10 protein-coding genes are annotated in these 14603 nt (G+C 34.5%); 6 read left to right on the top strand and 4 right to left on the bottom strand.

Going from position 1 to position 14603, the window contains the following annotated elements; genetic code table 11:
* Nucleotides 1–10: 10 nt before the first annotated feature.
* The 4 genes from CLU81_RS03315 to CLU81_RS03300 form a co-directional block, all read right to left on the bottom strand.
* Complete coding sequence (locus tag CLU81_RS03315; protein ID WP_099708528.1) at nucleotides 11–1459, bottom strand: alpha-L-fucosidase; 1449 nt, start codon at nucleotides 1457–1459, stop codon at nucleotides 11–13.
* A 42-nt stretch (nucleotides 1460–1501) separates the two neighbouring features.
* Nucleotides 1502–2506 (bottom strand): isoaspartyl peptidase/L-asparaginase, encoded by a 1005-nt coding sequence (locus CLU81_RS03310; RefSeq protein WP_099708527.1) that lies wholly within the window; start codon nucleotides 2504–2506, stop codon nucleotides 1502–1504.
* A 50-nt stretch (nucleotides 2507–2556) separates the two neighbouring features.
* On the bottom strand, nucleotides 2557–3459 hold the full coding sequence (locus CLU81_RS03305; RefSeq protein WP_099708526.1) for an ROK family protein: 903 nt from the start codon (nucleotides 3457–3459) through the stop codon (nucleotides 2557–2559).
* A gap of 154 nt (nucleotides 3460–3613) precedes the next feature.
* Nucleotides 3614–6070: a prolyl oligopeptidase family serine peptidase gene (locus tag CLU81_RS03300; RefSeq protein WP_099712650.1), complete on the bottom strand. Its 2457-nt coding sequence runs from the start codon at nucleotides 6068–6070 to the stop codon at nucleotides 3614–3616.
* A gap of 344 nt (nucleotides 6071–6414) precedes the next feature.
* Between CLU81_RS03300 and CLU81_RS03295 the strand changes: the two genes are divergently transcribed.
* The 6 genes from CLU81_RS03295 to CLU81_RS03270 all read left to right on the top strand — a co-directional run bounded on the left by CLU81_RS03295 (nucleotide 6415) and on the right by CLU81_RS03270 (nucleotide 13973).
* The gene (locus CLU81_RS03295) at nucleotides 6415–7281 is read left to right on the top strand and encodes an AraC family transcriptional regulator (RefSeq protein ID WP_099708525.1); all 867 of its coding nucleotides are present in this window, start codon (nucleotides 6415–6417) and stop codon (nucleotides 7279–7281) included.
* A gap of 710 nt (nucleotides 7282–7991) precedes the next feature.
* The gene (locus tag CLU81_RS03290) at nucleotides 7992–8339 is read left to right on the top strand and encodes an L-rhamnose mutarotase (protein WP_099708524.1); all 348 of its coding nucleotides are present in this window, start codon (nucleotides 7992–7994) and stop codon (nucleotides 8337–8339) included.
* A complete protein-coding gene (locus tag CLU81_RS03285; RefSeq protein ID WP_099708523.1) occupies nucleotides 8326–9159 on the top strand; it encodes an amidohydrolase in 834 nt (277 codons plus the stop codon). Before CLU81_RS03290 ends, CLU81_RS03285 begins: the two co-directional genes overlap by 14 nt.
* A gap of 64 nt (nucleotides 9160–9223) precedes the next feature.
* Complete coding sequence (locus CLU81_RS03280) at nucleotides 9224–10003, top strand: SDR family oxidoreductase (protein WP_099708522.1); 780 nt, start codon at nucleotides 9224–9226, stop codon at nucleotides 10001–10003.
* Between the two features lie 57 nt (nucleotides 10004–10060).
* Complete coding sequence (gene galB / locus CLU81_RS03275; RefSeq protein WP_099708521.1) at nucleotides 10061–12616, top strand: beta-galactosidase GalB; 2556 nt, start codon at nucleotides 10061–10063, stop codon at nucleotides 12614–12616.
* A 19-nt stretch (nucleotides 12617–12635) separates the two neighbouring features.
* Complete coding sequence (locus CLU81_RS03270; RefSeq protein WP_099708520.1) at nucleotides 12636–13973, top strand: alpha-L-fucosidase; 1338 nt, start codon at nucleotides 12636–12638, stop codon at nucleotides 13971–13973.
* Nucleotides 13974–14603: the final 630 nt, after the last annotated feature.

The following is a 14603-nucleotide window of genomic DNA, read 5'->3' as shown; positions in this document are numbered from 1 at the left end:
TTTCTTAGAATTATTGAATCACTTTAATCACAACAGCTTCCTGATTTGCTAAAGAAGTTCTTAGTTCTTCCGGAATAGTGACTATAATTCCGCCGTCTATTAATTTACTTTTCAGTTTTTGTTTATTAGCTAATAAAGAAACTTTCAAATTGCCTTTTATATTAGTTTTAATAGTAATCTCTGCAGGCAATTGTTTTTCGTCTTTTGCAGGCATATAAATTCCGTAAATTGCTTTTCCTTTTTGAGTATAACCAACTTTTCCGTCTAAATAAGGTGCAACAGGTTTAGTGTCGTAAATAGCTTCACCGTTTACCGTTAACCATTTTCCCACGTTAGCTAAAGTTGTTTCGATTTTTGGATCAAATTCACCTTTAGCATCCGGACCTACACCCAGTAAAAGATTTCCTCCTTTGACCACAATATTAGTCATTAATTGTATAACTTCCTTAGATGATTTATAATGATCATTTGGTACCCATCCCCAAGCCCCGCCAAGGGTAATGCAACTTTCCCAAGGCACAGTCAAAGGTTTTTCAGGTGTTTTTTGTTCCGGTGTTAAATAATTTTCATATTCACTGGGAACCCAACGATCTACAACCAACATTCCGGGTTGTTTTTTGCGGGCAGTTTCTGAGATTAATTTCATGTTGATATCCATATCGTAAGGATATTTACAGAACTCTTCTACCTTTTTGTTAATGGTAGAAAGTGGTCGAACCCAACATCCGTCAAGCCAAAGAATATCAACTTTTCCATAATTTGTAGTCAACTCGTTCAACTGATTTTGGGTGTATTGTACATAACTTTGCCATCTCTCCGGGAATTTTTTGATGTCATAAGTAGGATTTCTGTCTTTTGGAGGATAATACGACCACCAAAAGTTTTCAGTAGTCCAGTCGGGTTTTGAGTAATAAACTCCTACTGCCAATCCTTCTTTTCTTGAAGCATCCAATACATCTTTTAATACATCAGCTTTTGGATTTTTTGCATAAGGTAAAGCTGGATTTGTAATTTTGAAATCAGTAAATTTTGAATCATACATACAAAATCCATCATGATGTTTAGAGGTGAAAATCATATATTTTGCACCTGCATTTTTGAACATTTTCGCCCATTTCTCAGAATTCAGATTCGTGGGATTCAATTTATATTTCGTATTTCTGTAGTCAGTAGCGTATTTGTAATAATCGTCGTAACCATCTCTGGTTACCCAATCTTCAGGTGCTAATCCCCAAGATTCTACCGTTCCCAATTGAGTATAAAGTCCCATATGGATTAATACCCCAAATTTGTAGCCTTGCCATTTTTCAAGATTTGCTTTTACCAATGGATCTTTTGGTGCAATATAACCTGCTTCTTCAGATTTGTTGGCTTCCATGCTGAAATCACCTTGCGCCTGAACAGAAAATGCACTGAACCAGACGAATGCCGTAAATATTAACTTGAATTTATTTTTCATTTTTGGTTTTTTGTTTAGTCGTTTTTTAGTTTTGGTCAGGAACTATTTCATATAAAACTCAGGATCAATCAATCGGTTTCCGGTTTCATCATAAACAGCATAATTAAAACCACTCTGAACGCAATAAGAACCGTAATCGCCTTTTTTGTTTAAAGCAATAAAGCCAACTTGAATATCTTTTAAATTTTTATTTCTGTTCTTCATCAGTTTTACCACTCTCAAAACGGCTTCCTCACAGGCTTTTTGTGGAGATTTTCCCTGACGCATTAACTCAACAACCAAGTGGCTTCCTGAAATCCGAATCACTTCTTCACCGTGACCAGTTGCGGTTGCGGCACCAATTTCGTTATCGACATACAAACCAGCACCAATTATTGGAGAATCGCCTAAACGTCCGTGCATTTTAAATGCCATTCCGCTTGTAGTACAGGCTCCGGAGAGATTACCGGAAGCATCCAAAGCAATCATTCCAATAGTATCATGATTTTCAATATTAGCAATTGGTTTATATTCAGAAGTTTTTAACCATTCTTTCCATTCTTTTTCGGAATCAGGAACCAATAGATTTTCTTTTGGAAAACCTTGCGATAATGCAAATTGAAGTGCTCCATCACCGACCAACATAACGTGAGGCGTTTTTTCCATTACGGCACGAGCTACAGAAATAGGGTGTTTAATAAATTCAAGACAGCCTACAGAACCAATGTTCGACATTTCATCCATGATGCAAGCGTCTAGCGTTACTCGCCCGTCTCTGTCAGGTCTTCCGCCATAACCAACACTTCTTTCTTTTGGATCTGCTTCAGGAACTTTTACTCCGGCTTCTACAGCATCCAGCGCGCGACCTCCGTTTTTCAACACTTCCCAGGCCGCTTCATTGGCTTTCAAACCAAAATTCCATGTAGAAAGTACAATAGGTTTTCTTATTTTTCCATCAGGAAGTTCGTTTTGCTCTTTTATTTCTTCCGATTTTCCTGTGAAAGAACTTAATGCTACCGCAGCCGAGGCCATTGCAGTTGTTTTTAGAAAATTTCTACGATTTGTCATATCATTTTATTTTAAATCTGATTGTTGAAAATCAGAAAGTATTTTTATTCTTAAGCTTCATAAAGTAAGCTGGCAGCTCCTAATAAAGCGGTAGTTTCATTGTCTGTTGAGATCACCAGTTCCATTTCGATTCCTGCGTTTTTTACTTTTTCTTTGAAAATATTCAGAAATAAGTCTCCGGCGTTTGCTATTTTTCCTCCAATAACAAACATATTGGCATTAAAGCTTTTTAGCCACGGAAGTACAATTTCGGCCAGATCATCTCCAAATTTATGAAAGGCTTCTATTGCTTTTTTATCTCCTTCAATTGCCAAAAGGTATAATTCAAGCCCATTATTTAATTGAATACCGCTTAAATTCTGATAATTAGAAAGCAAACCTCTTAATGACACAGAATCTTCGGCAATGCCATTTTTGTAGGGAAGATTCCAGATTTCGCCATTTTCAGGAACATTATTTCCAGTGTTTATAATTTTTCCATTTTCTATAAAGCAAGCACCAAGCCCTGTTCCTAAAGTAATTGCCATTACATTTTTAGGGAGATTTTTCATGTTTTTGTAAACTTCGCCTTTCCCAAAACTTTTAGCATCATTTTCAAAAACAATAGGAAAGTCCAGATCAAAATCGAAACGTTCTCTTAATAGATCTTTTATATTCAGTCCATAGAAATTATTGTATTTATCCTGATCTTTAATCCAACAAGTTCCATCGTGATAATCAAATGGTCCGGGAAATGCCATGGCGATTCCGGATAATTTTTTCACCTGAGATTTCACCCATAAAGCACGAATAGCATTTTCCCAATAATCCATTACCTCTTTGCTGGGTAAATTAGAATCGAAAGAAACCTTAAAAAAGGAGTTTTCAAAGACTTTCATCTCATTTAGATCAACAATTGCGGTCGTAATATGTGAACCTCCAACATCCATGGCTATTGCAAATCTTTTTTCCATCTTTTGACTTTTGTTCTTTTATTTTTTGTTGTTTTTTATGTTGTACCTCAATTATGATTACAAGTAATAGAGCTGCTAAAAATATATGTTTTTATTTAAATGCTAAATCGTATTAGTAATTTAATGTCAGTCATTTTGTCGAATATAAAAAGTTTTAATTATAAAATTCTAATGTTTTGGCAGACCATTCATTATCAAAGAAACCGCTTACTTTCATATTTGGTAAACCGTTCAAAAGTAAATCAGCTTTGAAAATCATGACATCGGGAAAACCTGTAATTCCGGAAATATAATTGTTTGCCCAAGTTGCTTTCATTCCTTTTTCAGAAGTTCCTGCTACAACACCAATCATCGCCGTTTTGCTATCGTTTCTTGGCACTACAAAATAAGCTGCCAAATCATCTCCTTTCAAGACTTTGCTGTCTATCTTGACTTGTTGATTGTCAATTTGAATTGGAGAATTTTTCAACAACAACTTCCATGCGCTATTGTTCGAAGCATTTCCATAAATTATCACATTTCGATCTTTGTATTTTTCTAATGAAAATTCTTTGTCCGAAATCACATCAATACTTCCGTTTCCTCTGTAATAAAAAGTTTCAGCGTCAAAACGCGCTCTGTTGAGGTACCATTCACGTTCAGAAGCAGATCCGCCTGTAGCATAAACAAAAACGACATTATTATTGAAAGCAAACTTGAATCCGCCTTGACGTTCTGCATATTTTTCGGCAGTATTGATTTCATTTATAAAATCCCATTTTTTGTCTTTTAAAGCCAAAATCGCTTTTTTATCTGCTGCTGTTTTTAAGGTTTGATCGTTGATATTGATTGTGATTTCACCTTTTAAATCCAATGAAACCAAATCAAGTTCCATAATCGCAACATTTTCTGTTTTGATAGTAATTTGTCCTTTAACAATTTTGGCATCAATGTTAGAAAACTCAAATGGGTATATTTGCTGCTGTAACTTTAACCAATAATCCGTTGAAGAGACCGCAGGAGTAGCGGTATGGAAATCAATTGCTTTAACTTCTTTGTTTGTTGGAATTGTTTGACGTTTGAAGAATTCAAAAATCGGAAACCAATCTACAGAATGATCGCCATACCAGTGTTCGCCTCCGGGATATTCGTAGTAACAAAAGTTAGGATGAAAAGTTCCTAAAATCTGACGCATTTCTCTCACTTGCGAAATTGGTACAGTCGAATCAGCATCGCCATGCAGAATATAAACGCCTGATTGTTTCAGGTTTTGTATAATACTTTTGATACGACCTGAATTAGCCGAACGTTTGATTGGATCAAAGGCTTTAAACATATCGTGCATTTCGTCGCCTTTATCAGATCCGTAAGTCGAAATATCAGGATAAGAGGCACAAGGAGCAATTGCGGCAAATTTATCAGGATATGTCGTTCCCAAAAACCAGGTTCCGTGACCACCCATTGAGTGACCTGTTAAGTAGGTTTGAGCAGGAATTGTATTGAATACTTTTTTAGCTTCAGCCAAAACTTCCAAGGCATCGATTCTTCCCCAATCTTCCCAATTAAAACCAAATGGACGACGATTTGTGGCAGCAACAATAGTAGCCCAATCTTTTTGTTTGTAAGCTCGTGCCTGATTTCGTGCTTCAACAGAAGCGCCGTGAACCGAAAGTATTAACGCTTTTGGTCCGCTTTCCAGCGCGGGAGCAACACTGTAATATTGTACACTATTATCGACCTTACTCAAAAAAGTACGTTCATGATGAACCGTTGCAGAACGTTGTTGAATTGTAATTTCAGTTTTGTCAATTACTTTTCCGTTTTTGTCTGTAAGTGTTATTTCCATTTTTAATTCGCCAGTAAAATTCTCTTTTGCCGCTGGAACTTTAAATTTTACTTTTCTGACAAACAAAGGCATAATGGCATCAGTTGCATATTTAGCCGTTTCTCCACTTGACAATTTTGTAGTAATAACAAGGTTTTTCAGCTCTCTTTCAGTCGCATTTATGATACGAATAGAAGCCCATTTTTCGTCTTTTTCGCCATTAATAACATCCGGAAGCGTCAAATCACGTTTGGTAAACTGAATACTTTTTGAGGGTATAATAATTTTGGATTTAACACGACCAAAACGACCTTTTGTATAAATAAATTCGTTTACACCTTTTCGAAGTTTAAATGGAATCAAAGTATATCCAAAATCATAATGATCACCTTCGTGCGGTAAACCATTTATATAAGTACGGGTTCCTCCTGTAGTTTCCAGAAGTGCGATTTGCTCTTTTGGCGAATTATATTCCGTAAAAAGAAAAGCTGATTTCATTTCCTTCCGACTAAAAACTCCAACAGAATCGACTTCGATAGGCTGCCAATCTCCTTTTTGTTTATTTGGATTTACAAATTTTCCAACGGCGTATTGCCAGGCAACGGGATCTTGTCCGTTAAAAAGTGTACCGGTTCTTTTGTCGGAAGCAAGCGTATAACCAGTAATGAAATTATACAGAACATTTCCTTCGGCAGTTGTTGTGATTTTTTCTTTTCCAAAATATTCAACGACATTTCCAGTGGCTTTTGTTTGTGCGATCGAATTTGCACCCAGGGCAATTAAGAAAATTAGGAATCCTTTTTTCATTTTTTTTATTTTATTTTTTAGGATATGGCTTTCAGTCTCAATAATATCCATTGTTTTTTTATAGGAACACTTTGATTTTGATTTCAATCACTTTTGACTTAGCCAATTAATCTAATTAAAGTGATAAAATAAAACCAAAAAAATTTGTCAATAATTACTGTATTAACTACTTATTTTTGAATTGTTTTTGTATATTTTGACGTTAATAAAACGATTTAGTTGGCTCATAAACATTTTTTGTTATTTTTGTTTTTTTGGGAATTCTAAAATTATATCTAAATCAATTTAGTAATTAATCCAATTTTATCATTATTTAATTATTAATTATCATTGCTATTCTTAAAATGAAAATTGTAAAGACAAATATCGCTTCCTACACGAATACATCACTTTCTGTATTTTCTCGTGAAGAATCTTTTTTTCAGTCGCCTTTTCATTCGCATCCGGAATTTGAGCTGGTTTATATTTTAGAAAGCCATGGAAAACGAATTATAGGAAATTCTGTAGAATCGTTCGAAGCCGGAGATATGATTTTTCTTGGAGATGATATTCCGCATGTTTGGCTTAATGATGAAATTTTTTATAAAGGAATTAATAGTTTAAAGGCTAAAGCGATGGTGATTTATTTTAGCAAAGACCTTTTTGGAAATTCTTTTTATGAATTACCGGAAGCCCAGGAAGTTAAAAAGTTTCTATCTCAGGCCGTAAAAGGTGTGTCGATTACCGGACAGACAAATGCAGTAGTTTCTAAAAAAATGGAAAAATTGCTCAAAAAGAAAGGTTTTGAAGTTATCATGGGACTGATTGAAATTTTGTTTCTTTTGTCAAAAAGTAAAGATCTGAGATTTATCAATGATGATTCGTATATATCAGTTGATGAGGATAATAAAAATGACCGACTTGCAGCCGTTTTTCAATATGTGAAGTCAAATTATAAAGAGGAAATATCGCTTGATGAAATCTCTAAAATTGCGAATCTGACACCTACATCTTTTTGCAGAATGTTTAAAGCTAAAACAAAAAAACCTTTTGTAGAATATCTGAATGAAATCAGAGTATCAAATGCTTGTAAGTATCTAATTGAAACTGATTTAGGTATTTCGGAAATTGCCTATGAATGTGGGTATAAAACAGCTTCAAACTTCAATAAGCTGTTCAAAAAATTAATAGGAACAACTCCTAAGGAATACAGAAAAAATGCTGTGGCGTAATTTTATATGCCTTTTTTGTAAACTAATATTTTTTAATTGTTGATGTATTGTATGAATCAGGAATTGAAATGTGTCGTTAGGCACTAAATATTGGTAGTTCTAATAGATTCGAAATTCATTGGCGTGCCGTAGGTACGCAACAAAATGATAACTATTGCGTACCTACCGCACGCTAAATTTATTTTCATATTCCCCGTTTTCTACCAATCTTTAGTGCCTAAAGGCACAAATTTTAAACTTTCAATTTTTGATTTATATAAGCTATGATCTAATACTTTTTTTATTAAATCTATTTTATTTTTTTCTGAAATTACGGATAAGTTTTTTGATTCTTTATTCTGTAAATTGATCTTATTTTTTTTAATTGAGCAAATTAATATTAAAATAGCTACTTATTTAGTTGTTTTTTGTGAAATTAATTAAAAAGATAATAAATGCTTAATTAATGATAATTTTGAGTTAAAATAAAACTTAATAATCTAATAATTTTATTTTTTTAAGATTGAAGCAAAATATTGTGTTCGAAAACATAAAACGATTTAGTAGATTCGTTTCTTATTGTTAAGGATAATAGGCATTGCGCTCGTGTTATAAGGAATTCGTTATAAAAAATATAAAAACAGAAATCGAAAAGATAACTATTAATCTTTGTTTTTAATTGATAATCAAATGGTTTTAGGTTTTTAATCTGAGATTTTAAATAAAATAATATGGTAACCCAAAAATATTGTCTTGCATTAGATTTGAATGAAGATCCAACACTAATGGCCGAATACAAGAAATATCATGAAAAGATTTGGCCGGAAATCACAGAAAGCATCACCAATTCGGGGATTGAAAATCTTGATATTTATTGCGTTGGTAACAGAATGTTTATGATTATTGAGGCCAATGAAACTTTTACTTTTGAAAGAAAAGGGCAAATGGATGCCAATAATCCGATAGTTCAGAAATGGGAAGAACTGATGTGGAAATATCAAAAAGCATTGCCTTGGGCGAAGGAAGGCGAAAAATGGATGATAATGGATAAAATATTTGATTTGCATGAAAATAGATAGCCACCAACATTTTTGGAAATACGACGCTGTAAAAGACGCCTGGATCAATGAAGAAATGAAAGTGATCAAACGGGACTTTTTGCCTTCGGATTTAAAACCTTTATTGTTAGAAAATCAGATTGACGGTTGTGTGGCTGTTCAGGCAGATCAGAGTGAAGATGAAACTCGCTTTCTTTTGGATTTGGCAAAAGACAATAATTTCATCAAAGGTGTTGTGGGTTGGGTAGATTTATGTGCTGAAAATATTGAAGAACGTTTGGAATATTATACCAAATATGAAAAACTAAAGGGATTCAGACACATCGTTCAGGCCGAAGCAGATATTGATTTTATGTTGTCGGAAAGATTTCAAAATGGAATTTCGAAATTGGTAAAACATAATTTCACTTATGACATTTTGATTTTTCCAAAACATTTGGAAAATGCAGCAAAACTGGTGGCAAAATTTCCGGAACAAAAGTTTGTTATCGATCATTTGGCGAAACCGGATTTCAAAAATAAGGATTTCAGAGAGTGGGAAAAAGGTATCAGAGCTATAGCACAATTTCCAAATGTGATGTGTAAGGTTTCGGGTTTAGTGACTGAAGCCGACTGGAATAATTGGACCGCTGTGGACTTTACTTATTGTTTAAATGTTGTTACAGAGGTGTTTGGAATTGATCGATTGATGTTTGGCAGTGATTGGCCGGTGAGTTTACTGGCAGCATCTTATGCAGAATCATGTGATATTGTAGAAGATTATTTTTCGAAATTTTCGAAAGCAGATCAGGATAAATTCTGGAGCAAGAACGCAATTAATTTTTACGATTTAAAAGATTAATAAACGGATATGTGTTTTATACACAACTAAAAGAAATAACTATTCAACTTAAATAGAGAACAAAATGAACCTTAATCTCACAGACAAAATAATTATCGTAACCGGTGGAGCAAAAGGAATAGGATTTGGGATTTGTAAAGTTTTGGCTGCTGAAGGAGCTATTCCTGTAATAATAGGAAGAGCAGATGCTGACAATCAAATTGCTGTTAAAGAAATCGAAGCTGAAGGAGGAAAAGCATTATCAGTCGTTGCCGAATTGACTAATCCCGAAGCTTGTAAAAATGCCGTAGAACAGGTAATTCAGCTTTGCGGTCGCATTGATGGGTTAATCAATAATGCAGGTGTCAATGATGGCGTTGGTCTGGAAAGTGGGGATTACGAAAGTTTTATGGCATCGATTCATAAAAACGTAGTTCATTATTATCTGATGGCACAATACGCTTTGCCTGAGTTGAAAAAAACAAAAGGTGCAATTGTAAATATAGGTTCAAAAGTTGCGGATACTGGACAAGGAAATACGTCAGCTTATGCGGCTTCAAATGGTGGGCGTAATGCTTTAACCCGCGAATGGGCTGTCGAATTATTGAAATACGGAATACGTGTTAATTCGGTTATTGTGGCTGAATGTTATACGCCTTTATACGATGCATGGATTAATACACTTGAAAATCCGGAGCAAAAGTTAAAAGAAATTACAGCCAAAATTCCGTTCGAAAACAGAATGACAACCGCAGAGGAAATCGCCAATATGACTGTTTTCTTATTATCTGATAAATCAAGTCACACAACAGGTCAGTTGATTTATGTCGATGGAGGATATACACATTTAGACCGTTCTCTGTAGTTTATAGTTGACTAATTGCGTTCGTTTTTGCGAACAAAACCAAAATAACCAACCAAAATGAAGATAACCAAAAAGATATTTTCGCTGAACAATTACCTTGTTTTGCTGATCTGTTCGATGATCAGTTTTTCTGTATTTTCACAGAACATGCCAATAAAGAGAATGGGTTCGACCGATACGCAGTCATTTGATGATAATTGGCTTTTTTCACGATACGGATCTCAGGCGGATGGATTAGTTAAAGAAGAACCAAAGAACTTAGAAGCTGTTTCTACGAATGAAACCAACTGGGAAAAATTAAACTTGCCACATGATTGGGCGATTAAAGGACCTTTTAGAATTGAGTTAAGAGGAGAAACAGGAAAATTGCCGTGGAAAGGAATTGGTTGGTATCGCAAACATTTTACTGTTCCGGCTTCAGATTCAGGGAAACAGATTTTTGTTGATTTTGATGGTGCTATGGCTAATGCCAAAATTTATCTGAACGGAAATTATGTAGGAACCTGGCCTTATGGTTACAATTCTTTCCGAATGAATTTGACTCCATTTTTAAAATTTGGACAGGAAAATATCTTAGCAGTTCGTTTAGATACTGAAAACTGGGATTCTCGCTGGTATCCCGGCGCAGGAATTTATCGCCACGTGTGGTTGGTAAAAACCAATCCGGTACATGTTGGGCATTGGGGAACTTACGTTACAACTCCAAATGTTACTAAAGAAGCTGCTGATGTCAGAGTATTGGTAAACGTTGACAATGCCACAAATAAAACCGTAAAAGCAGTTGTTACAACTGACTTATACGAGATAGATATCAATGATAAGCTTAAAGCAAAAGTAGGTTCGTTAATTCCTTCAACTCTTGAAATCAAAGCTAACGGAACTGAAGAAGCAGAAACACATTCGGTTTTAAACAATCCTAAATTATGGGATTTAAAAACGCCAAATCGTTATGTGGCGCAAACTAAAGTTAGTATTGACGGAAAAGTTGTGGACACTTATAATACGCCTTTTGGTATTCGAACTATAGAATTTACACCAAGAAACGGATTTCTTCTGAACGGAAAAAGAGTCGAAATCTTCGGAACTTGTAATCACCACGATTTAGGTGCTTTGGGAGCTGCGATCAATACTTCGGCATTAAAAAGACAATTGATAATGTTGAAAGAAATGGGCTGTAATTCTTTGCGTACTTCTCATAATCCTCCTGCTCCTGAATTGTTAGAATTGGCAGATAAAATGGGATTCCTGGTTTGGGATGAAGCTTTTGATGCGTGGAAAACGGGCAAGAAAAAATTAGATTATAATGTGATTTTTGATGAATGGCACGAAAAAGATTTAGTGGCATTAGTACGCAGAGACAGAAATAATCCTTCGGTATTTATTTGGTCAATTGGAAATGAAATTCCAGATCAGCTAAATGTAAAAATGACCAAAGAATTGGCAGATATCATGCGTAGAGAAGATCCAACACGTCCGGTTTCAAATGGATATAATGATCCTGATGGAGGAAGAGGATCCGGAGCGGCTGTTGCAATCGATGTTATGGGAATAAATTATTTTTTTGACCAACAACCAAAATGGGATGTTGATCCAAGATATGCGAATAAACCAACACTTGGAAGCGAAACAGCATCAACGGTAAGTTCTCGTGGAGAATATTTCTTTGACGATAAATACAATAAAACGTCTTGGCAAATTTCGTCTTATGACGATGCATTTCCGGGATGGGGTTATTCGCCTGATGGACAATTTCGTATCAATGCAAAGTATCCGCATTTATTAGGAGAATATGTTTGGACAGGTTTTGATTATTTGGGAGAACCAACACCTTATAATTCAGATGAAACGAACTTGCTGAATTTTAGAAGTGATCCTTCAAAACAAGGAGAATTGGAAGCGAAATTGGCAGAATTACAAAAAACTAATCCGCCATCAAGAAGTAGTTATTTCGGAATTATCGATTTAGCCGGTTTCCCAAAAGACCGCTATTATATTTACAAATCACATTGGAGACCAGATGTTCCAACGGCTCACATTCTTCCGCATTGGAATTGGAGCGAACGTGTTGGGCAAGTAGTTCCTGTACATGTTTACACTTCGGGGGATGAAGGAGAGTTGTTCCTTAACGGAAAAAGTCTTGGAAGAAAGAAAATGGAAGCAGGAAAAGATTTCCGTTTGACTTGGGATGATGTGGTTTATGTTCCTGGCGAACTAAAAGTTGTTTGTTATAAAAATGGTAAAAATTGGGCGACAGATATTGTTAAAACTACCGGAACAGCAACAAAATTAAAAATTTCAGCGGATAGATCAGAAGTACTTGCGGACGATGTTGATTTGATTTTCGTAACCGTCGATGTTACTGATAAAGAAGGTTTGATGGTTCCTCGCACAAATCCATTAGTTAAGTTTTCGATTGAAGGTAATGGAGAAATCGTTGCAACTGATAATGGTGATGCAACTAGTTTTGTGCCTTTTCAAAGTACTGAAAGACCTGCTTATAACGGAAAAGTTTTAGTAATAGTTAAAGCGAAAAAAGGAGAAAAAGGACAATTTACGGTAAAAGCAGAAAGTGAAGGATTACAATCGGCAGCAACAACAATCAGAATCAAGTAATAAATAATAATAAAAGAAAATGATTAAGAAAATAATTTTAACAGCTTTAGTCGTTGGAACTACTATCACAGGTATTGCGCAAAACAAAATTGCCGCAAAAGATATCGCTGAAAAAATGAAATGGTTTGAAGATGCTAAATTAGGAATCTTCATTCATGCCGGAATTTACTCCGTTGCCGATGTTTCTGAATCCTGGAGTTTTCACAACGGAAAAATTTCTGTTGAAGATTATATGAAACAACAAAAAAGCTACACTTTGAGTAACTATGATCCTGCTGCTTGGGCTGATATGATTAAAGATTCAGGTGCAAAATATGCAGTAATTACAACAAAACATCATGATGGTGTGGCGATGTATGATACCAAATTAGGAAAATTAAGTTCAGTAAAAACCTGTCCTGCTAAGAAAGATATGGTGAAACCTTTCTTTGAAGAATTACGCAAAAGAGATATTAAATGTGGTGCTTATTTTTCATTAATCGACTGGACGCACAATGATTATCCGGGGTTCCTGAAAGATAAATCACGTTATGATATTAAAAAAGAGCCAGCTCGTTGGGAACGTTTCCAAAAGTTCTACCAAGGACAAATTAAAGAAATCTCTGATTGGTACAATCCGGATTTATGGTGGTTTGATGGTGATTGGGAACATAGTGCAGAGGAATGGCAAGCTGAAAAAACACGTAAGATGATGTTAGAGAGAAATCCAAATACGATCATAAACGGACGTCTACAGGGATATGGTGATTATGATACTCCTGAACAAAATTTTCCGGTGGTGCGTCCTGCCTTCAAATGGTGGGAATTATGTATGACTATGAATGAAAACTGGGGATATCGTGTGAGTGATAACAATTGGAAAACACCTTATGAAATTATCACAATTTTTGTGGATGCAGTTTCAAACGGAGGAAATTTATTATTAGATATCGGACCAAAACCTGACGGTACTTATCCTGAAACTGTTGTTTCTACGCTGAAAGAACTTGGTGATTGGAACAGAAGAAACGGTGAGGGAATTTTTGGAACTATTCCCGGAATTCCGTTAGGGCATTTTTATGGACCTACAACACTTTCTAAAGATTCGAAAACGCTTTATTTATTTGTTCACGGAAAAACTTCAGGCCAGTTGATGTTGAAAGGACTCGATAATAAAATTCAGGATATAACTGTTTTGGGATCAAATGTAAAGCTGACTCATAAAGTAGTAGGAAAAATTTCCTGGAGTGCTGTTCCTGGATTAGTTTATATTGATTTGCCGGAAAATGTTGCCGATAAATATGTGACTTGCATTAAAGTTACATTAGACGCACCAGTTAAATTATACAGAGGTCAGGGTGGTTTTCTGACGAACTAAAAGAATTTAAAATGTCATCTTCATTTGTAGATGACATTTTTTATCTAATCTATTTAATCGATTTAGCAAAAAGTAGAATGTTTTTTTAATGACTAATGGAGAAATAAGCATTGTTAACTAGCGATTTAAAGGAAGAATTAGAGAAAAAAACAACCCATTTTGATGTTTTTTTTATGCTGAAAAAAAATAATTATAAAGAAAAAACTACATTTTTAAAAATGGCTAAAAAAATGCGTAATGAGAGAAAAAATAATTTGGTTAATGAATTTGAAAATGAAGAAAAAATCAGAAATGTTTTTTGATGAAAATCATGAAATGAACGACAAGGATGAATTATTGTATAAATTTTAGTTAACATATATTTATGTTAATTTTTTAATGGTTTTATTGACTTTAAGGTACTCTTTTTTGCGATTTTAATTTTTCTTAAATTTAAAACAATTATTGTTGTTTGAGAGAAAAATAGTACTCGCTTAATTGGGTGTATTTGTTTTGTTTTCAGGGTATTTAGAGAATAATTTCGTTCTGTTATTTTTAAATGTTAAAAGTTGTAATTATGTGTAAAAAAAATACTAAATCGTTTTTGTAAATCGTTTTATAACTATATATTTGTCAATAACAAATTAACTT

Source organism: Flavobacterium sp. 9 (assembly GCF_002754195.1).
Classification (GTDB): Bacteria; Bacteroidota; Bacteroidia; order Flavobacteriales; family Flavobacteriaceae; genus Flavobacterium.
Note: the sequence above shows the minus strand (reverse complement) of the source record. Positions and strands in the feature narration are given on the sequence as shown.

Coding starts and splice junctions, on each gene's coding strand:
- CLU81_RS03315 (WP_099708528.1), bottom strand. CDS start 1,459: ATGAAAAATAAATTCAAGTTAATATTTACGGCATTCGTCTGGTTCAGT.
- CLU81_RS03310 (WP_099708527.1), bottom strand. CDS start 2,506: ATGACAAATCGTAGAAATTTTCTAAAAACAACTGCAATGGCCTCGGCT.
- CLU81_RS03305 (WP_099708526.1), bottom strand. CDS start 3,459: ATGGAAAAAAGATTTGCAATAGCCATGGATGTTGGAGGTTCACATATT.
- CLU81_RS03300 (WP_099712650.1), bottom strand. CDS start 6,070: ATGAAAAAAGGATTCCTAATTTTCTTAATTGCCCTGGGTGCAAATTCG.
- CLU81_RS03295 (WP_099708525.1), top strand. CDS start 6,415: ATGAAAATTGTAAAGACAAATATCGCTTCCTACACGAATACATCACTT.
- CLU81_RS03290 (WP_099708524.1), top strand. CDS start 7,992: ATGGTAACCCAAAAATATTGTCTTGCATTAGATTTGAATGAAGATCCA.
- CLU81_RS03285 (WP_099708523.1), top strand. CDS start 8,326: ATGAAAATAGATAGCCACCAACATTTTTGGAAATACGACGCTGTAAAA.
- CLU81_RS03280 (WP_099708522.1), top strand. CDS start 9,224: ATGAACCTTAATCTCACAGACAAAATAATTATCGTAACCGGTGGAGCA.
- galB (WP_099708521.1), top strand. CDS start 10,061: ATGAAGATAACCAAAAAGATATTTTCGCTGAACAATTACCTTGTTTTG.
- CLU81_RS03270 (WP_099708520.1), top strand. CDS start 12,636: ATGATTAAGAAAATAATTTTAACAGCTTTAGTCGTTGGAACTACTATC.